Consider the following 18,452-nt stretch of genomic DNA (forward strand, 5'->3'; position numbering starts at 1 on the left):
GGAGAGGATGAAGCGTGCCCGCCGTCCCCAGCTCCGTAAGAGTCTGGCCAGAATTGAGCATGAAAACACACGGCAACGGCTGAAAAAAACACTTGGGCCGTGGCAGCTGACCATGCTGGGTGTGGGCTCAACCATTGGTGCTGGCATTTATGTCATGACCGGTACGGCCGCGGCTAATTATGCCGGACCATCCATTCTGCTGTCATTTGTTGTTGCAGGGATTGCATGCCTGTTTACGGCGCTGTCTTACGCGGAGCTGGCATCTGTTATGCCGGTGTCGGGGTCGGCTTATACCTATGCCTATGTGTCTATGGGAGAAGAGTGGGCGTGGGCTGTGGGCTGGCTGCTCCTGATGGAATACGGCATTTCATGCGCGGGGGTGGCGGCAGGTTTTTCGGGTTACGCGGCAAGTCTGCTGGAAGATCTGGGCGTACACGTTCCTGCTGCCCTGCACAGCACAACCCTTGAGGTCGTCTATCAGGGGGCTAACAGGCATATGGAGGCCCATTGGCAGTGTGACCTGCTGGGGGCCATGTCCATTCTGGTGGTAACATCCCTGCTGATCTTGGGCGTGCGTGAATCCTTTAAGATCAACTCTCTTATTGTTGTGCTTAAAGTGGGTGTGCTGGCGGTTTTTGTGGCTTTGGGCATCTGGCAGATGCATCCGGCGTACTGGACTCCGTTTATTCCGCCGTATCAGGGTGGGTTCCGTTATGGCGTTCCCGGTATTTTTCGGGCGGCATCGGTTATCTTTTTTGCCTATGTCGGGTTTGAGGCTGTTTCTACTGCGGCGGCAGAGGCAAGAAATCCCAAACGGGATGTGCCAGTGGGTATTGTGCTGTCTCTCCTGATCTGTACCGGCGTTTATATGGTGGTGGCAGCGGTGCTGATTGGCGTTGTGCCATGGCAGTTGCTGGATGTGGCAGACCCGCTGGCAATTGCGGTCAACGCCATGCACCAGCCGTGGCTGGCCCTGTTTGTTAAAATTGGTGCGGTGGTGGGGTTATGTTCGGTTCTTATGGGCCTGCTGTATGCCCAGAGCCGTATCTTCTTTGCCATGGCGGAAGATGGCCTGTTGTTTTCCGTTTTTGCCCATCTGCACAGACGCTACCAGACACCATGGATCGGCAGCATTTTACTGGGGTGCGTGGTAGCCTTGGCCACTGCCGTGCTGCCCATTGATATTATTGGTGATCTGGTCAGCCTGGGTACGGCCACGGCATTTGGCATTGTCTGTTTTACTGTCATATGGATGCGCAACACAGCACCTGAGTACAAGCGTGCCTTTGTGGTGCCGTTTGGTGGTTTTGTGTTGCGCGGTGTCTGGGTTGGCTATGTGCCTTTGCTGGGCATGCTGTTCTGCGCTTTTATGGTCGCGCCATTATGCTGGGAGCTGGTTCTGGCATTTATGGGGGGGGACCCTGTGCCTGCTCTGCTGCTGGCAGCTTATGCATTATGTGGGTGGGGCTGTTACCGCTTTTACGGGCGGCAGCATTCCCGCCTGCGGCGGGAGCAGCACAGCACGCTGGTGTCTGCACCGCTCAGTCATTGAGCGGGTAGGACGCTAGCAGTTTTTTCTGTTCTCGCCACAGGCGCAGGCCATACCACAGGTTTGTGGGTTTCCAGCCTGCGGCCTTGTTTTTTGCTCCTATGCGGTAGCTCTCGCCATAATGGTGGAACTGTGCTGCATAGGCCTCGCGCAGGGTGGTCGTGGAATCCCAGATGTGGATGGCCTCTGCCCCCACGCCATTGATTTCTATGATTTCAAAATTTTCACCCTGCGCCAGATCGGCTACCGAGCGGAATTTAAGGTCAATACGCCCGAAGTAAAAATCGGGAATATCGTGCATGATCTGGTCAATCCGCTGCGTCAGCTCCGGGGTAATATCGGCTATGCCATTGCGGAAGACTGCGCCTTTGCAATGATTGCCAGCAAAAACCAGATCCAGCCTTTGGCCTTTGGGCGGAATGGTATGCAGGCTGCTTTGCAGGCGCGGGGTGTAGATATGGAGCACCTTGCTTGTGCGGGCATCCTGCTTGAGCAGTTCCAGAACCGTGTTTTCCCCGTTACCGGTCAGGAAGGGGATGTCCTTGTAGGTCAGGGATGTCAGGCGGCCTGTGGGTTCGTCCGGATGGCGGATGTAGAACAGTCCTGCCTCGTGCGGCCATGTGATCAGCTTTTGAATAACAAGGTCGATATTGCGCGGGAATGCGGCGCAGACCTGTGCCAGTTCTTCCTGCGTGTGCACCAGTTTAACGCCTGTGCCGTTGCAGCCGATGTCGGGCTTGACCACTACGGGGAAGTTCAGTTCCGTGGCGTGCATGGCCTGAATGGCGTTCTTTAGATCATCTGAGCCGGTTGTCAGGGTGGCGTAGGGTGCAATCCAGCGTTTTGCGTAAGGCCCAGCCATATCCAGCAGGTCGCTTTTTCTTTCCCCACACAGGCCACCCGTGGTTATGCGGGGGTTGGCGGCGGTGGGTAGGGTTACGTCCCTGTAGCGCAGGCCCAGCAAAATCCAGTAAGCCACAACAGGTGTGTAAAACAGCCAGCGGGGCCAGAATTCAAACAGCGAAAGCGGGTTGGGTTGTTTATTGTTTTGGGGCGCGGAGGGCATGGGCAAAGTCACATCTTGCGTTTTTTGGAGCGTGCAACCAGCCGCCCCATAAGAATGATAACAGCGATAAAGCCAGCAACGCCAACCCAGCGCCACGCACCCAGATGGGCCAGCAAGGCCCCACCGACACGCAGCGAAAGCAGGAAAAGCGCTGTTGTCCAGATCAGGGTGGCGCAGGTGGTTGCCGCAGTAAAAACCAGCAGACCTGCGCGGAAAAAACCGCAGGCCGTATAGAGTGGCAGGCGGGTGCCCGGAACAAACCGGCTGACAAACACAACCCAGAACAGGTTCTTGCTCAACCATGTCTGCTGCATCTGCTCGGGGGGGGCAGCCATCCACCGCTTTGCGCGGGGCCATCTGGCGGCCAGAGCCCCCAGTGCGTACAACCCCACATCGCCCACCACAATGCCTACGTACAGAGCTATTAAGGCATGGGGGATACTGATGGTGTGCAAATGGACCTGAATGGCCGTAATAACGGTTGCCGCGTCTTCCAGCACAAAAGTGGCCAGAATAACGATCAGAACCTGCACAAGAGGTTGTGAGGTGGTCAGTTCCAGAAAATGGTCCAGCACAGCGGGGCTTGGTCTCCAGCACGCAAGGTATGGTCTGTTTTATGCACACAAGCTGCGGCAACAGGCTCTTTTACGCACCACCTGTCAAGCTTTGGAGGTGTGGGGCACCTGTGCGGGAATGGATTTTAAGCGCGCAACACAACCTGACAGCGCCGCAAAAGCAGGATACTGTACTCCTCTGTGTCGTCTGCAAGGCGGATCATGCCCATGTTACGTAGAAAACTGCTGCTTGGAGGGAGTGCTCTGCTGCTTGCTCCGCCTGTTTACGCGCGTACCGCGCCACGGGGGGGGCATGCGGCACATGGCGCCTATGCTACTTTTCTGGCCGGTGTTGCGCGGGAGGCTAGGGGGCAGGGAGTCTCGTCTTCTGTTGTTGCGCAGGCACTGGCGCTGACAACAGCCCCCAATGTCAAGGTCCTGCAGGCGGACAGGCACCAGCCTGAATTCACGCTGACATGGGCGCAGTATAAAGACCGTGTTCTGAGCGAGAAAAAAATGAACGATGGTCTGGCCGCCGTGCAGCAGCGCTCAGGGCTGCTGGGGCAGATCAGCAACCTGTATGGCGTAGGCAGGGGAGCGCTTGCTGGTATCTGGGGGCTGGAATCCGCTTATGGCACCCGCATGGGCAAGTTCTCCGTCATCGATGCTCTGGCTACTCTTGCTTATGATGGGCGGCGTGCCAGCTTCTTCCGTGCAGAGTTGCTCAAGGCGCTGCATGTGCTTGAGCAGGCTGGGGTAGCACCCGCGGGCATGCTGGGGAGTTATGCAGGTGCTATGGGGCAGCCGCAGTTCATGCCCAGTGCCTATCTGCGCTATGCCGCGAGCTATCCTGCGGGTGGGCGTGCGGATATCTGGCATAACGAAGGCGATGTTTTTGCTTCCATTGCCAACTACCTTGCGCGCTGTGGCTGGCAGGCTGGTCAGCCATGGGGGGAGGGCGTTTTTGTCCCTGATACGCTTGAGCAGTCTCAGCTTGGCCGTAGCCAGACAAGACCTCTTGCGTGGTGGCGGCAGCAGGGAGTAAGGCCGCGTGTAGGGGACTTTAATGCCTCCGTAAGCGAGGGAGCCGTCATCCGGCCGGATGGTCCGGGAGGGGAAGCATTTATCGTCTACCACAATTTTAACGTGATCCGGCGGTACAATCCTTCGGATTTCTATGCATTGGCCGTAGGGCTTTTGGGTGATGCCATAACGTGAAGAAAGTTGTTTTTGGGGGATGCTGCCTGCTTGTGGTGTCGTGCTCTCCCACGCCACCACCGCGTGCGGATGTGCACTATACCGTGGGGTCTGCGTGGCAGGCGGATGGTCAGTGGTTTTACCCGCGTGAGGAGTTTGCGTGGCAGGGAACCGGGCTGGCCGTGCGCCAGAACGGGCGTGAGGGTGAACTGACCGCCAATGGTGAGGTGCGCAGCATGGCCACTATGACGGCAAGCCACCCCACACTCCAGTTGCCCGCTATTGTGACCGTCACCAATCTGGAGAACGGGCGGCAGGTGCGGGTGCGGGTCAATGACCGGGGGCCAGCCCAGATCGGGCGTGCGCTGGCACTGTCCACGCAGGCGGCCAACCTTTTAGGTATGGGTAATGACCCCGCACAGGTCCGAATTGTGGAGGATGAAGCCGCCAGCCGCCAGTTGGCTGAGACCCTGCCCGGAGGTGTTGCCCTGCAAATAGAGGCAGCGCCCAAGGAGCAGGTTCTCCAGTCCAGCCTTGGTAATGCGGGGGATACTTCTGTCGTGGCGGGGAGCCGCGGGGCCGAGGCCGCAGCGCCCGCAGGGGTGCAACTGCCCGCCCTGCCTGTGGTTTACACACAGGGTTACGCCGCACCGGGCATGCTTTGGGTGGAAACCATGGATTTTACCTCCCGTTCCGCTGCAATGATGCAGGCTGGCGGCCACGGTGGCATGGTGCGGCCAGTTATGTCTGGCCAAAGCATGATGTGGGCTGTCCGGCAGGGACCGTTTGCGACTATAAGTGCGGCAGACGCAGCCCTTAAACGGGCCTTGTTAAATGGGTTAACTGGTTCTCACATCGTCGTCGAATAGGGAATAGCTTTGCAGACTCGACGGTTTTTACTCGCAGGGGGCGCTGCCCTTATCTCTGGTGGGCTGGTGGGCAGTGCGGTTGCGCGCCCCCGGCACGGGGCAACATCGTCCGCTGCGTCCGCAGCCGTGGCTCCGGCAGGGAGTGTTGTGCCCGAATCACCGGCCATTACTCCCGTTGGGCCAGTGGATACAATGGCACGCTGGGCCTGTATTCTGGACTATGGCAGCGGCACCACCGTTTTGGAAAAAAATGCGGATGAGCGGATGCCGCCTTCATCCCTGACCAAGATGATGACGGCCTATGTCACATTTGGCATGCTGCGGGCCGGGCGGCTCAAGCTGGACCAGATGCTCCCGGTAAGCGAGCGGGCATGGCGCATGCAGGGCTCCAAAATGTTTGTCCCGCTGGGGCAGAGCGTTGCGGTGCAGGACCTTATTCAGGGTATGGTCATTCAGTCAGGGAATGACGCCTGTATTGTGCTCTCTGAAGGGATTTCCGGTTCCGAAGAGCAGTTTGTCGCCTTGATGAATGATACGGCGTCCAAGCTGGGGCTGACCAACTCGCACTTTATGAATGCAACAGGCTGGCCTGCGGAAAATCACTATATGTCCGCCCGGGATGTTGCTTATCTGGCGCTGCGTCTGATCCACGACTTTCCTGAATATTATCATTTCTTTTCTGAAAAAGAATTTGTTTTCAATAAGATACATCAGGAAAACCGCAACATTCTGGTGGTCAAGGGGTTGGCGGACGGCCTGAAGACCGGCCACACGGATGCTGGCGGGTTTGGTCTGTGCGCCTCGTCCGAGCGGGATGGGCGGCGTGTGGTTATGGCCATTAACGGCCTGCCAACAGATGGTGCGCGTGGGCGCGAAGGTGAGCGCCTGATGGGATGGGCGTTTGCTAATTTTGAAACCGCCCAGATTATCAGCAAGGGCGAGATCGTAGATCAGGCTCCGGTATGGATGGGAGCAAGCCAGACCGTACCTTTGGTTGCCGCGCAGGATTTTAAAATGCTGCTGCCTCATGGCTGGAAGAACAGCACCCATGTGTCCATCGACTATGACAGCCCGGTGATTGCGCCTGTGCAGGACGGGCAGGTGCTCGGGCAACTGACCGTGGTGCTGCCGGGGGGCAGAAAAGCGAGTATCCCCCTTGTGGCGGGGCAGGCTGTGCCAGCTCTTGGCCTGCTTGGGCGTGCGAGCAGACGGCTGCACCTCTAGGTTATGGCGCAAGGAGTGTTCATAACGCTGGAAGGGGGGGAGGGTGTTGGCAAGTCCACGCAGCTCCGCCTGCTCCGGGATGCGTTGCAATCCCACGGGTACGAGGTTCTGGCCACGCGCGAGCCCGGTGGTTCCGCCGGGGCGGAGGCCTTGCGTGAATTACTGTTGTTCGGGCAGGCGCCTCTTTCCCTCCGTTCAGAGATTCTGACGCATTTTGCAGCCCGGTTTGACCATGTGGATCAGGTCATTCGTCCAGCTCTGGCGCAGGGGCGCATTGTACTGTGCGACCGCTTTACGGATTCGACCATGGCCTATCAGGGTTATGGCCGTGCGGAGGGGGATGCGACAATTCTGAAATTGATCGCCGTCTTGCAGGCCCAGCTTGGCCTTGCGCCGGATATGACCTTTCTGCTTCAGGCTCCCCGGCAGGTCACGCGGCAGCGTCTGGCCGTGCGGGGCGCGCCAACAGACCGCTACGAACAGGCGGATGAGGCCTTCCATGCCCGTATTGCCGCGGGGTTTCAGGCCATAGCGCAGCAGCACCCAGAGCGTGTGCACTGCGTGACAACCGATCATTGCAGCGCAGAGGCTGTGACCAGCCGGATTATGAAAGACATTTTGCCCCAATTACCCAATGTCTGATGCAGCCCCTCTCTCCCCACGTCTGGCGTCACTCCATTTGCGGGGGCATAGCGCTGAACTGGCACTGTTCCGGGGGGCATTCAGCAAGGGGCGTATGCCACATGCCTGGCTGCTGACTGGCCCACCCGGTATTGGCAAGGCCACATTTGCCTTTGCGCTGGCCCGAATCCTGCTTGGGGGGGAAGGTGAGGGCAGTCTGGCCGGGCGTCGTATTTCAGCCGCAACCCATGCCGATCTTTTGGTGGTCGAGCGTGGTTATGATGAGAAAAAGCACCGCTACCGGCAGGAGATCGTGGCGGATGATGTGCGGCCAATCAATGCCTTTTTGCGCCGGACTGCGGCCGAAGGCGGCTGGCGTGTGGTGATTGTGGATGGCGCGGAGTGGATGAACCGGAGTGCCGCCAATGCGGTGCTTAAAATTCTGGAAGAGCCGCCGCCTGCCACCGTGCTATTCTTAACCAGCTCAGCCCCGGGGCGTTTGCTGCCAACCATACGGAGCCGCTGCCGCAGGCTTGAGTTGTCCGCGTTATCAGAGGCGGACATGCGGCAGGTTCTGCCCATGCTCTGGCCAGACCTGCCTGAGCACGAATTGATGCGTATTCTGGCGCAGGCGCATGGAGCGCCGGGCAAGGCTGTGGCATTGTCGAGTGATACAGAAGGCGGCGTGGCCGCACTGGTCACAGAAGTGCTGCAAGGTGTCAGCGCCCTGCGTGGGTACGAAATAGCCGAGGCCGTCCTGCGTAAGGACTATGGTTTTGGCCTCTTTTTTTCCTTGCTGGCAGACCAGTTGCAAAGTGCCGCACGGCAGGCCGCAAAGGCGGGCAGTGCGCATTGCATGGCTTTTGCCACCGCATGGGAGCAGATTATGCGTGTTCATACCGAGACGGAACGCTTTAATCTGGATAAACAGGAAGCTCTTATTGAAGCCATGACGATTGCGAGCGCACAATGACCCGTCGTTTTTATGTCACCACCCCTATCTATTACGTGAACGGAGCACCGCATATCGGCCACGCCTATACGTCTATCGCAGCAGACGTTCTGGCGCGCTTCCATCGTCTTGTTGGGGATGATGTCTTTTTCCTGACCGGTACGGACGAACACGGGCAGAAGGTGGAGCAGGCCGCACAGGCCGCCGGAGTGGCCCCCAAGGCATTTGCGGACAGTGTTTCTGCCAATTTCCGGGCGATGGCCGATGCCATGGCCATTTCGTATGATGACTTTATTCGCACGACTGACCCCCGCCACATTGCGGGCGCACAGGCCCTGTGGCGCAAGGTGGCAGATAACGGCGCGATTTATCTGGATGCCTACGAAGGCTGGTACGCCCTGCGTGACGAGTGCTTTTATGGCGAAGATGAACTGATAGACGGGTCGGATGGCAAAAAGGTCGCTCCCACCGGGGCCCCTGTGGAGTGGGTGAAGGAGCCGTCCTATTTTTTCCGTCTGTCCGATTATCAGGACCGTCTGCTGGAACTGTATGACCGGCACCCGGAATTCCTTGGCCCCCACGGTGCCCGGAACGAGATCATAAGCTTTGTCAAACAGGGGTTGCGCAACCTCTCCATCAGCCGCACGAGCTTTAAATGGGGCATACCCGTGCCCGGTGATGAGCAGCACGTCATGTATGTGTGGTTTGATGCGCTGGCCAACTACCTGAGCGCACTTGGCTACCCGGATATGGATGCACAACGCATGGCCTTCTGGCCTGCCAGCCTGCACCTTGTTGGCAAAGATATTGCGCGCTTTCATGCCATCTACTGGCCAGCCTTCCTTATGGCCGCAGGGATTGAGTTGCCAGAAAAAATCTTTGCTAACGGCTGGTGGACCATTGAAGGCCAGAAGATGAGCAAGTCCTTGGGCAACGTGGTTGACCCAAGGGAACTGGTTGCAGAGTTCGGGCTTGATGCCGTGCGGTTTTTTGTGCTGCGTGAGGTGCCGTTTGGTGGAGATAGCGATCTGTCGCGCAAGGCACTGATAACGCGCAACAACGTCGAGCTTGCCAACGATCTGGGCAATCTGGCGCAGCGCACGCTGTCTCTGGTTGCGCGTAACTGTGGTGGCATTTTGCCCGAGCGCGGAACCCTGACAGAAGAAGACCAGAAGCTTCTGGGGCAGGTGGCCGTGCTGCCACAACTGCTGGGCGCGCAGTTTGAGCGATGCGCGCTGACCGATGCACTGGAAGATGTGTGGAAGGTGATCCGCGCCTGTAACGCCTATATTGACCATCAGGCTCCATGGGCGCTGCGCAAAACGGATGTGGAGCGTATGGCCGACGTGCTGCGCGTTCTGCTGGATGCACTGCGCGGCATTGCCACCATGCTCCAGCCTTTTATGCCGGATAGCATGGCCCGTATGCTGGACCAGCTTGGTGTGACGCAGGATGAGCGGACATTTGCAGCTCTGGAGGTGCCTCTTCCCGGAGGGCGGCAGTTGCCTGCCCCACAGGGTATTTTCCCCCGTTATGTTGAACCGGAACTGTCATGACAGCAGAACCCATGCCAGGGCTGATCGACTCTCATTGCCATCTTGACCATTTTTCCGATGAGGAATTGCCTGTTCTGCTCAGTGCGGCCAAAGAGGCGGGGCTGAGTGGCATGGTCACCATTGGTACGCGCCTGTCCCACGCTGCGCAGCAGAAGCGCCTGACGGGCTTTGGCAGCCCCGACATGCGGGTCTGGTGCACCATTGGCACTCATCCCGATCATGTGGAGGAAGTGCCTGTTCCTTCGGTGCAGGACATTGTGGCGCTGGCAGACACGCCGGAGGTAATTGGCATAGGCGAGACGGGTCTGGACTACTTCCATGGTCAGGAAGCGGTCCGCCCCCTTCAGCAGGAAAGTTTTCGCAGGCACATTCAGGCTGCCCGGGCGCTGGATATTCCCGTTATTATCCATGCACGGCAGGCGGATGAGGATGTTGCTACGATTCTGGAGGAAGAGTCCGCCATAGGGGCTTTTCCCATTCTGCTGCACTGTTTTGCCTCAGGCCCTCAACTGGCCGAACGGGTGGTGGCGCTGGGGGGGTATGTCAGCTTCTCAGGCATAGCAACCTTCCCCAAATGTGAGGAAATCCGCAGTGTTGCCCGCGAGTTGCCCATAGACCGCATTCTGGTGGAAACGGATGCGCCTTACCTCGCCCCCGTGCCCCAGCGCGGCAAGCGCAACCAGCCCGCATTTGTTGCCCATACGGCAAGGCGTATTGCGCATGAGCGTGGGTTGGAGGTTGCAGATTTTGCGGAGCAGACAACCCGTAATTTTCAGCGGTTGTTCCGCAAGGTTCGTTAACGCGGGAGAGTGCCGGGGATGCAGGTCAGTGTGCTTGGGTGTGGCGGGTCGTCTGGTGTGCCTGCCTTGGGTGGGGAGGATGGTCGTGGCCAGTGGGGGGCCTGTGACCCGGCTGAACCGCGTAACCGACGCACCCGTGCGTCCATTTTTTTGCGGATGAGGGATGGATGCGGCGTTCTGGTGGACACAGGGCCAGACCTGCGCGCCCAGTTGCTGGCGCATGGCATAAGCGCGTTTGAGCATGTGATTTACACCCACACACACGCGGACCACGTTGCTGGTATTGATGAGTTAAGGGGCATCAACCGCCAGATTAGTAAGGCGATCAACGCTTACGGTACTGCCGATGTACTGGAGGAATTGCAGCAGCGCTTTGCCTATGTTTTTAAGCCTGTTACACCGCCACATTTTTTTCGTGCAGCACTGGTGGGCTGCCCCGTTACGCTGGGGCGCTCTGTGAGCATTGGTGGGTATGAGTTCACTCTGTTCGAGCAGAACCATGGTTATGTCACATCCATGGGTATCCGCTGCGGAACCTTTGCGTACAGTACGGATGTGGTGGAGTTGCCAGCCGAGGCCATGGAATGCCTGCAGGGAGTGCAGACATGGATGGTGGACTGTTTTCAAAGAACACCGCACGGCGCGCATGCATGGCTGGAGCGGGTGCTGGAATGGAAAGCCCGGATACAGCCCCAGCGCCTTATTCTGACCCATATGGGCATGGAGATGGACTGGGAGTGGATGCGCCAGAACCTGCCCGAAGGGGTGGAGGCGGCATGGGATGGCATGAGTTTTGAACTCCCAGACCCGCCCCGCATGCCATGAGCGGGGCGGAAAGCTGAGAGTTGAGCGGGTTAGCGGCTCATCAGAACCGTAATGTTGGCTGATTCCAGCACGTGGCGTGTAACACCACCCAGAATAAGCTGCCGCAGGCGCGAGTGTGAATAAGCCCCCATGGCCAGCATGTCGGCATTAAAGTCCTGACAGGCGGCGAGCAGGCCCTTGCCCACATCCCGCTCTACAGGCTGGAATTCTACCGTATCGGCCTGAATGCTATGGGCCGCCAGATACTCCACCACATCTTTTGCGCTGGGGCCGCGGCGCTGGTAATCGCCACAATGCAGCACCCGCACGGCCTCTGCCGTCTGGGCCCATGCAAGCGCACCACGCAGGGCGGATGAGGATTCCGCCGTGCCGTTCCAGCCAATGCATACGCGTTTGATTGGCCCCAGAGGCGTTGTGCGTGGAGCTATGACCACAGGGCGCCCGCTATCAAACAGAACGGCATGCAGTGTTTCGGAGGAGGAGACCTCATCCCCTGAATCAGGGTGGGGGACCAGCGTAAAGTCCGACAGGCGCGCCTGTGCGGGAATAATCTCGCTCTCCACGCCACGGGCTACGGTAAAGCTGATGCTTGGGGCGTCCTGAGGGTAGGTGCTGTGCAGCGGCACAACCTTGATGTCGGGCTGGGTGGCCACGTAGCGCTCAAACAGCGTGTGCACGTCATGGGCGTGGCGTGCACTTTCGTGGTCAGCCGAGCGCATAAGGTCTTCCACCATGGCGCCAGACATGCCCTCGCCAGCCAGTGGGGCAATATCGCGCCCATCGGGGCGGACGTGCAGCACGGCCAGATGGGCGCCAAACCGGCGGGCAAACATGCCGCCACGGGCCAGAGCGGCCTCGGCATTGGACGTGCTGGGGAGTGGTAGCAGAATTTTGCGGACGTCTTTCATTATATCGCTCCTTATTAATGTCTGTGCCGATGGTCTGTGTGCGTTGGGTGGAAGACCGGAAGTGGGGCTTTACGGGTATAACCGCGTAACGTCCCATCCGTTCCCATGGTGTTCCCATATGGCCCTGTCATGCAGGCGATAGGGACGTTCCTGCCAGAACTCAAAATGCTGCGGGCTGACCCGGTAGCCAGACCAGTTTTCGGGGCGGGGGATGGGACCGTCACCAAACTCCTCTTCCGCATCTTTGAGACGTTTTTCAAAAATATCCCGGTCCGCCAGAGGGCGGGACTGGCTGGAGGCAATGGCCCCAAGGCGGGATATACGGCTCCGACTCGCAAAATAGGCATCTGCCTCTGCATCGGAGACCGGAGTAATATTTCCTTCGATTCTAATCTGGCGGCGCAGGCTCTTCCAGTGGAACAGGAGTGCAGCACATGGGTTGTCGGCCAGTTCGCGCCCTTTGCGGCTGAACATGTTGGTATAAAAAACAAACCCCCGGCGGTCATGCCCTTTAAGCAGGACAATGCGTGCAGATGGCCGCCCCTCTGTTGTGGCGGTTGCCAGCACCATGGCGTTAGGGTCGCAGGGTTCGGTTTTTTCCGCGTCGTGCAGCCATGTCTCAAAGAGGGCAAACGGGTCGGCGGTCAGGTCGATCAGGGGGTGCTCTACAAAGGGGACTGTGGGCGCGTTGGGGTCTGTTTCGGGCATGGGGCGCACTCTTGCTCTAAATGTCATGGAAAGGGGCGTTGCTCGCATTCGTGTGTGATTCCATACTCCTGCCCGATGTGAGTTTAAAGCATGTCCATGCGTCTTTGGGCTTGTTTCACGCGCCGGTGTATGCGACCACCCCTACAGAAAACCCAGAATTTTTTCCGAAACAAGTAGGTTGAGGTTCCCACATGTCTGCTCCCAACGCCGTACTGCCCACAAAAGGCACACTGATGAAGGGCAAAAAAGGTCTGGTGATGGGTGTTGCCAATGACCGCTCTCTTGCATGGGGCATTGCATCCGCAGTGGCCGCGCAGGGAGGTGAACTGGCATTTACCTATCAGGGCGAGGCGTTGGGCAAGCGCGTGCAGCCTCTGGCGGAGAGCGTTGGCGCAAAGCTGGTTCTGCCGTGCGACGTAACCGATGATGCCGCCATAGACGAAACCTTTGCCACCATTGAGCGTGAATGGGGCGAACTGGACTTTGTTGTTCATGCCATTGGCTGGGCAGACAAGCAGTTCCTGCGGGGCCGTTACGTGGACACCCCGCGTGATGCGTTCCTGACCGCGCTGGATATTTCGTGTTACTCTTTTACAGCCGTAGCACGCCGCGCTGCCAGCCTGATGAAGAATGGCGGCTCCTTGCTGACACTCAGCTATCTGGGTGCTGAGCGTGTGATGCCCCATTACAATGTTATGGGCGTGGCCAAAGCAGCGCTTGAGGCTTCCGTGCGGTATATGGCTGCCGATCTTGGGTCGGACGGGATCCGCGTTAACGCGGTTTCTGCCGGTCCGGTCAAGACGCTCGCTGCCAGCGGCATTGGCGACTTCCGCTATATTCTGAAGTGGAACCAGTATAACGCACCGCTCGAGCGCAATGTGCTGCTGGAGGAAGTGGGCGGGGCAGGGCTGTATATGCTCTCCGACCTGTCTTCCGGTGTTACGGGCGAAGTGCACCATGTTGACTGTGGCTACAATATTGTGGGTATGAAAAACCCGACCGCTCCCGATATTTCTGTTGCCGGAGACTAAACACCGCCGTGTCCTACAATACTTTCGGGCATATGTTCCGGGTTACCACGTGGGGCGAGAGCCACGGCCCAGCCATTGGCTGCGTCATTGACGGCTGTCCGCCACGCATTGCGTTGAGTGAGGCTGATATTCAGCCTTTTCTGGACCGCAGGCGACCGGGGCAGTCCGCCTTTACCACACAGCGTCAGGAGCCCGATCAGGTCCGTATTCTCTCCGGTGTGTTTGAAGGACAGACCACAGGGACTCCCATCTCCCTGATGATAGAGAACACGGACCAGCGTTCGCGCGATTATGGCGACATAGCCCAGACATACCGCCCCGGTCATGCTGACCTTGTGTATGACCTTAAATACGGCATACGCGACTATCGCGGTGGAGGGCGCTCTTCCGCGCGGGAGACAGCCTGCCGTGTTGCCGCAGGGGCCGTGGCGCGCAAGGTGCTGGGGGCAGGTGTGCAGGTCCGTGGGGCATTGGTCCAGCTTGGCCCGAAGGATATAGACCGTACCCGTTGGGACTGGGCGGAGGTGGAACGCAACCCGTTCTTTTCCCCCGATGCAGGGGTGGTGGATGACTGGGCTGCGTATCTGGCAGGCATCCGCAAGGATGGTTCATCCATTGGAGCGGTGATCGAGATTGTGGCTGATGGTGTGCCCGCAGGGCTTGGCGCGCCGATTTATGGCAAGCTGGATGCGGATATTGCCGCAGCTTTTATGAGCATCAATGCCGTAAAAGGGGTGGAGATAGGGGACGGATTTGCCTCAGCCTCCCTCAGCGGGCCAGAAAATGCCGATGCCCTGTTCATGCGCAATGGTGTGCTGGAGTTTGGGTCCAACCATGCCGGAGGGGTGCTGGGGGGTATTTCCAGCGGGCAGCCGGTTGTGGCCCGTTTTGCGGTCAAGCCAACCAGTTCCATGCTAACGCCTGTTCCCTCCATTACCAAGGATGGGGTGGAAACACAGGTTATTACCAAAGGGCGGCATGACCCCTGCGTGGGTATTCGGGCTGTTCCCGTGGGGGAAGCCATGATGGCCTGCGTTCTGGCAGACCATCTGCTCCGCCACCGTGCTCAGATGGGGGGCTGAGCCCCGTACCCGAGCAGAGTAGCGTCCAGCGTTATGGGGGCCCTGAACAGTTTGGAAACGGGGCAACCTTCCTTGGCTTTATTGGCGAGCTCTAAAAACTGGGCCTGAGTGGCTTCTGGCACTCTGGCCTTCAGGGTCAGGGCGATGGCGGTAATCTCAAACCCTGTGTCTGTTTTGCTTAGACTGACATCGGCCCGTGTATCAATGCTGCTCGGGGTCAGCCCTGCATCCCCCAGAATCAATGATAAAGCCATGGAGAAACAGGCCGCGTGGGCAGCCCCCAGAAGCTCCTCCGGGTTGGTGCCGGGCGTGCCTTCAAAGCGGGTGTTAAAGCCATAGGGCTGCTGGCTGAGTGCTCCGCTCTGGGTGGAAACAGTGCCTTTGCCTGTCTTGATCGCCCCTTCCCAGTGTGCGCTCCCGTGTTTGACAATAGTGCCCATGCTGGCTGCGTCCTTGTGCGGTTCACCCGGCGCGTTGGCCGGGCATCGTAAGGGAGAAACGTGGAGCGGGGTATAAAGTTCGGCCAGAGCCTCTGCTCTCGCAGAGATGAAAAGGCGTTTTGGCCCAGTTGTGCCTATACTGCATTCAATAATAAGGCCGTGACTGCTCCGTAATGCCTTGCAAGCACGAAGGAGTAGGAGCATTCCGGCTGTTATCTTTGGCCCCGTTTCCATACGCAGGCGCGGCGGCGGGCGAGGCTGACAACGCGGAGACCATAATGAGTTCCACCACGACCGATACCGCTTCTTCCGTTGATGTCGTCCTGATCGGCGGCGGCGTCATGAGTGCAACGCTTGGAACATTGCTGCGTCAACTCCAGCCGGAATGGAGCATCAGCGTGTTCGAGCGTCTGGGCAGCGTTGCGGAAGAAAGTTCCAATGCGTGGAATAACGCAGGCACCGGACATTCTGCCCTGTGTGAGCTGAATTACACGCCCCAAGGAACAGACGGCAGCGTGGATATTTCCAAAGCTGTGGGGGTGAACGAACAGTTCCAGATTTCCCGCCAGTTCTGGTCCTATCTGGTGGAAAACCAGATTATTGTCTCGGCCAAAAGCTTTATAACGCCTGTCCCGCACATGAGCTTTGTATGGGGAGAAGATAACGCGGCGTTCCTGCGCAAACGCTACGAAGCACTTGCCCAGCACCCCCTGTTCTCCGGCATGGAATATACCGAGGATACGGCCCAGATCACCCAGTGGGCGCCGTTGATCATGCGTGATCGCCCTGCCGGGCAGAAACTGGCCCTGACCCGTAGCCTTAAAGGAACGGATGTTAATTTTGGTGCCCTGACCCGCCTGATGTTCACCTATCTTGCCAGCACACCGGCCTGCACGTTGCATACGCAGCATGAGGTGAGTGACATTTCCCGTAATGGCACTGACGGCTGGACGCTGAAAATTCGTGACCTGCGGCAGAATACCCAGCGTGAGGTCAAAGCTCGCTTTGTCTTTATTGGCAGTGGTGGTGGAGCACTCTCCCTGCTGCAAAAAACAGGGATTCCAGAAGCACGGGGCGTTGGCGGTTTTCCGGTCAGTGGGCAGTTCCTGCGGTGCACCAACCCGGACCTGATCGCCCAGCATCATGCCAAAATTTACGGCAAGGCATCCGTTGGGGCTCCCCCTATGTCCGTGCCACATCTTGATACGCGCATGATCGATGGTAGCCCCGCCTTGCTGTTTGGGCCTTACGCGGGTTTTTCCACACGCTTTTTAAAGCAGGGGTCCCTGATGGACCTGCCGCTTTCGGTCCGGGCTGATAATATTGGTCCCATGTTGGCAGTCGCGCGGGATAACTGGGCCTTGACCAAATATCTGATCGAACAGGTCATGCAGACGCAGGCTGCCCGCATTAAAGCTCTGCAGGACTTTATTCCCAACGCTCAGGCCAAGGACTGGGAACTGGTTGTGGCAGGCCAGCGTGTGCAGATTATCAAAAAAGACGCAGCCAAAGGGGGCGTTCTGCAATTTGGCACGGAAGTGATCGCCAGTGAGGACGGATCCGTTGCTGCGCTGCTCGGGGCTTCCCCCGGTGCATCTACCGCAGCGCCAATCATGTTGAATGTTCTGCAAAAGTGCTTCCCCACAAAAATGCCGGGATGGACAGACAAGCTGCGCCAGATCATTCCATCATTCGGGCAAAAGCTCGCTCGTCACCCAGACCTGTGTGAGGAAGTTTTTGATAAAACAACGCAGGTGCTGGGCCTGACTCAGTAATTCCGCAGCCCCCCGTATGCAGTGCCTATGGGGGGCAAAAGCGGAGGCTTAGTCTGCGATACTCATGTCGGCCCGGTTCCACCAGCATGCCTGCCCAATGTCGGTATTGGGGATAAAGTCAGCCGGGTCGCCTGCAAAGCTGACTGTATTGGTCGGGGTTTCTTCAATGCTCAGTTCCGAGCAGTATAAAACCCCACCTTCGGCCAGAAGGAAGGCATTGATCTTGGCCATGAGCAGGCAGGTCATCAGTTCGGTTGTCGGGTCGCCGGGGGTGACCACAATGCGTGCCGCACGTGTGGGTTCATGCGCTTTAAACCACGCAAGAAGTGGGTCATCCCCTGCAAGCTGGAGCGCGTGGTCCAGCCGCTCATCCACAAAACGGTGCCAGGTCTGCTTTGCTTTTTGAAAAGAGACCGGCATGTTGGCAGAACCATCCAGACGGCTGGGACGCGTGGGTTTAAGCCGCACCGTTATAAATTCATTATGACCATGGGGCAGGGCGCAGCTCTCGCTGGCACCGTGAATAAGGCGGTGTCCCATAGAAAAACGGCGCGTAAAAACTAGGTCAGGCATGCTGGTCTTCTGCTCTGTAGGCTTCCCATCCGGCGCGGCGGAGCTGGCAGGCGGGGCAGGTGCCACATCCATAGCCCCAAGCGTGGCGCTGGGTACGTTCGCCCATATAGCATGTATGGCTCTCATGGTTAATGAGCGTGACCAGTGGCGCGCCCCCCAGTTCTTCTGCCAGTGTCCATGTCTCGGCCTTGTCGAGCCACATCAGGGGGGTGTGTAGGACGTACCGGCTCTCCATCCCCAGATTCAGGGCGACCTGTAGGGCCTTTATGGTGTCGTCTCTACAGTCCGGGTAGCCGGAATAGTCTGTTTCGCACACGCCGGTTACAATGTGGCGTATACTTCTGCGGGCAGCCAGAGCGGCGGAAAAAGTTAAAAAAATCAGGTTGCGACCGGGCACAAAGGTGTTGGGCAGGCCGCTTTGAGTCATGGAGATTTCGGCATCACGGGTGAGTGCCGTGTCGGAAATATCGTTCAGGGCATGCAGGGGCAGGGTATGGTCCGGCCCGAGGCGTTTTTTCCATTCCGGGTTCTGGGCTGCCAGTCCATCCCGTATGCTCTGGCGGCATTCAAGCTCAATGGCATGGCGTTGTCCGTAGTCAAAACCCACGGTCTCCACATGCCCAAAGCGCGACAGCGCCCATGCCAAGCATGTTGCAGAGTCCTGCCCACCAGAAAAAAGGACAAGTGCTGATTCAGTCTGTTCCTTGGAGGACAGGGGCATG

At 58.3% G+C, this 18,452-nt stretch carries 19 protein-coding genes; 12 read left to right on the plus strand and 7 right to left on the minus strand.

The annotated features are described in order from the left end of the window. Positions 1-7 precede the first annotated feature (7 nt). On the plus strand, positions 8-1,552 hold the full coding sequence (locus HK26_RS04340; protein ID WP_086638612.1) for an APC family permease: 1,545 nt from the start codon (positions 8-10) through the stop codon (positions 1,550-1,552). On the opposite strand, the gene HK26_RS04345 is transcribed toward HK26_RS04340, so the two are convergent. Both HK26_RS04345 and HK26_RS04350 read right to left on the minus strand, forming a co-directional pair. Continuing rightward, the gene (locus HK26_RS04345; protein WP_086638741.1) at positions 1,542-2,615 is read right to left on the minus strand and encodes an ATP-binding protein; all 1,074 of its coding nucleotides are present in this window, start codon (positions 2,613-2,615) and stop codon (positions 1,542-1,544) included. The two genes, HK26_RS04340 and HK26_RS04345, sit on opposite strands and share 11 nt — an antisense overlap. 8 nt (positions 2,616-2,623) lie before the next feature. Further along, positions 2,624-3,190 carry a DedA family protein gene (locus HK26_RS04350; protein ID WP_086638613.1) on the minus strand — a complete coding sequence of 189 codons (567 nt, stop codon included), beginning with the start codon at positions 3,188-3,190 and terminating at the stop codon, positions 2,624-2,626. Positions 3,191-3,397: 207 nt separating this feature from the next. Between HK26_RS04350 and HK26_RS04355 the strand changes: the two genes are divergently transcribed. From HK26_RS04355 to HK26_RS04390, 8 genes are read left to right on the plus strand one after another with little or no spacing between them, the layout of a single operon-like run. Then, a complete protein-coding gene (locus HK26_RS04355) occupies positions 3,398-4,387 on the plus strand; it encodes a lytic murein transglycosylase (RefSeq protein ID WP_086638614.1) in 990 nt (329 codons plus the stop codon). Then, complete coding sequence (locus HK26_RS04360) at positions 4,384-5,235, plus strand: septal ring lytic transglycosylase RlpA family protein (protein ID WP_086638615.1); 852 nt, start codon at positions 4,384-4,386, stop codon at positions 5,233-5,235. The genes HK26_RS04355 and HK26_RS04360 overlap by 4 nt, the downstream gene beginning before the upstream one ends. A gap of 9 nt (positions 5,236-5,244) precedes the next feature. Continuing rightward, complete coding sequence (locus HK26_RS04365; RefSeq protein ID WP_086638616.1) at positions 5,245-6,459, plus strand: D-alanyl-D-alanine carboxypeptidase family protein; 1,215 nt, start codon at positions 5,245-5,247, stop codon at positions 6,457-6,459. 3 nt (positions 6,460-6,462) lie between these two features. Beyond that, positions 6,463-7,101: a dTMP kinase gene (tmk, locus tag HK26_RS04370; protein WP_086638617.1), complete on the plus strand. Its 639-nt coding sequence runs from the start codon at positions 6,463-6,465 to the stop codon at positions 7,099-7,101. Continuing rightward, positions 7,094-8,053: a DNA polymerase III subunit delta' gene (locus HK26_RS04375; protein WP_086638618.1), complete on the plus strand. Its 960-nt coding sequence runs from the start codon at positions 7,094-7,096 to the stop codon at positions 8,051-8,053. The genes tmk and HK26_RS04375 overlap by 8 nt, the downstream gene beginning before the upstream one ends. After that, positions 8,050-9,588 (plus strand): methionine--tRNA ligase, encoded by a 1,539-nt coding sequence (metG, locus tag HK26_RS04380; RefSeq protein ID WP_086638619.1) that lies wholly within the window; start codon positions 8,050-8,052, stop codon positions 9,586-9,588. The genes HK26_RS04375 and metG overlap by 4 nt, the downstream gene beginning before the upstream one ends. Positions 9,589-9,599: 11 nt before the next feature. Then, positions 9,600-10,388, plus strand: coding sequence for a TatD family hydrolase (locus HK26_RS04385; protein WP_086638742.1), 789 nt, complete (start codon positions 9,600-9,602; stop codon positions 10,386-10,388). Between the two features lie 18 nt (positions 10,389-10,406). Continuing rightward, positions 10,407-11,213 carry an MBL fold metallo-hydrolase gene (locus tag HK26_RS04390; RefSeq protein WP_086638620.1) on the plus strand — a complete coding sequence of 269 codons (807 nt, stop codon included), beginning with the start codon at positions 10,407-10,409 and terminating at the stop codon, positions 11,211-11,213. Positions 11,214-11,242: 29 nt separating this feature from the next. Here HK26_RS04390 and HK26_RS04395 read toward each other — a convergent pair whose 3' ends face one another. Both HK26_RS04395 and pdxH read right to left on the minus strand, forming a co-directional pair. Next, the gene (locus tag HK26_RS04395) at positions 11,243-12,121 is read right to left on the minus strand and encodes a universal stress protein (RefSeq protein WP_086638621.1); all 879 of its coding nucleotides are present in this window, start codon (positions 12,119-12,121) and stop codon (positions 11,243-11,245) included. Between the two features lie 69 nt (positions 12,122-12,190). Beyond that, the gene (gene pdxH / locus HK26_RS04400; protein WP_086638622.1) at positions 12,191-12,829 is read right to left on the minus strand and encodes a pyridoxamine 5'-phosphate oxidase; all 639 of its coding nucleotides are present in this window, start codon (positions 12,827-12,829) and stop codon (positions 12,191-12,193) included. A 191-nt stretch (positions 12,830-13,020) separates the two neighbouring features. On the opposite strand from pdxH, the gene fabI reads away from it, so the two are divergent. Together fabI and aroC are read left to right on the plus strand one after the other, a co-directional pair. After that, positions 13,021-13,860 (plus strand): enoyl-ACP reductase FabI, encoded by an 840-nt coding sequence (gene fabI, locus HK26_RS04405; RefSeq protein ID WP_086638623.1) that lies wholly within the window; start codon positions 13,021-13,023, stop codon positions 13,858-13,860. An 8-nt stretch (positions 13,861-13,868) separates the two neighbouring features. Continuing rightward, positions 13,869-14,942 carry a chorismate synthase gene (aroC, locus tag HK26_RS04410; RefSeq protein WP_086638624.1) on the plus strand — a complete coding sequence of 358 codons (1,074 nt, stop codon included), beginning with the start codon at positions 13,869-13,871 and terminating at the stop codon, positions 14,940-14,942. Here the strand turns inward: aroC and HK26_RS04415 are convergent. After that, entirely contained in the window at positions 14,927-15,382 is a 456-nt protein-coding gene (locus HK26_RS04415; protein ID WP_086638625.1) for an OsmC family protein, read from the minus strand. The two genes, aroC and HK26_RS04415, sit on opposite strands and share 16 nt — an antisense overlap. A gap of 275 nt (positions 15,383-15,657) precedes the next feature. On the opposite strand from HK26_RS04415, the gene HK26_RS04420 reads away from it, so the two are divergent. Next, positions 15,658-17,157, plus strand: coding sequence for a malate:quinone oxidoreductase (locus HK26_RS04420; protein WP_257640859.1), 1,500 nt, complete (start codon positions 15,658-15,660; stop codon positions 17,155-17,157). Positions 17,158-17,205: 48 nt separating this feature from the next. Here the strand turns inward: HK26_RS04420 and HK26_RS04425 are convergent, their stop codons facing one another. Then, positions 17,206-17,730, minus strand: a complete 525-nt coding sequence (locus HK26_RS04425) for a 6-pyruvoyl trahydropterin synthase family protein (protein WP_086638626.1) — start codon at positions 17,728-17,730, stop codon at positions 17,206-17,208. Beyond that, positions 17,723-18,451, minus strand: coding sequence for a 7-cyano-7-deazaguanine synthase QueC (queC, locus tag HK26_RS04430; protein WP_086638627.1), 729 nt, complete (start codon positions 18,449-18,451; stop codon positions 17,723-17,725). The genes HK26_RS04425 and queC overlap by 8 nt, the downstream gene beginning before the upstream one ends. Position 18,452: the final 1 nt, after the last annotated feature.

This window comes from Acetobacter okinawensis (assembly GCF_002153655.1).
Classification (GTDB): Bacteria; Pseudomonadota; Alphaproteobacteria; order Acetobacterales; family Acetobacteraceae; genus Acetobacter; species Acetobacter okinawensis_A.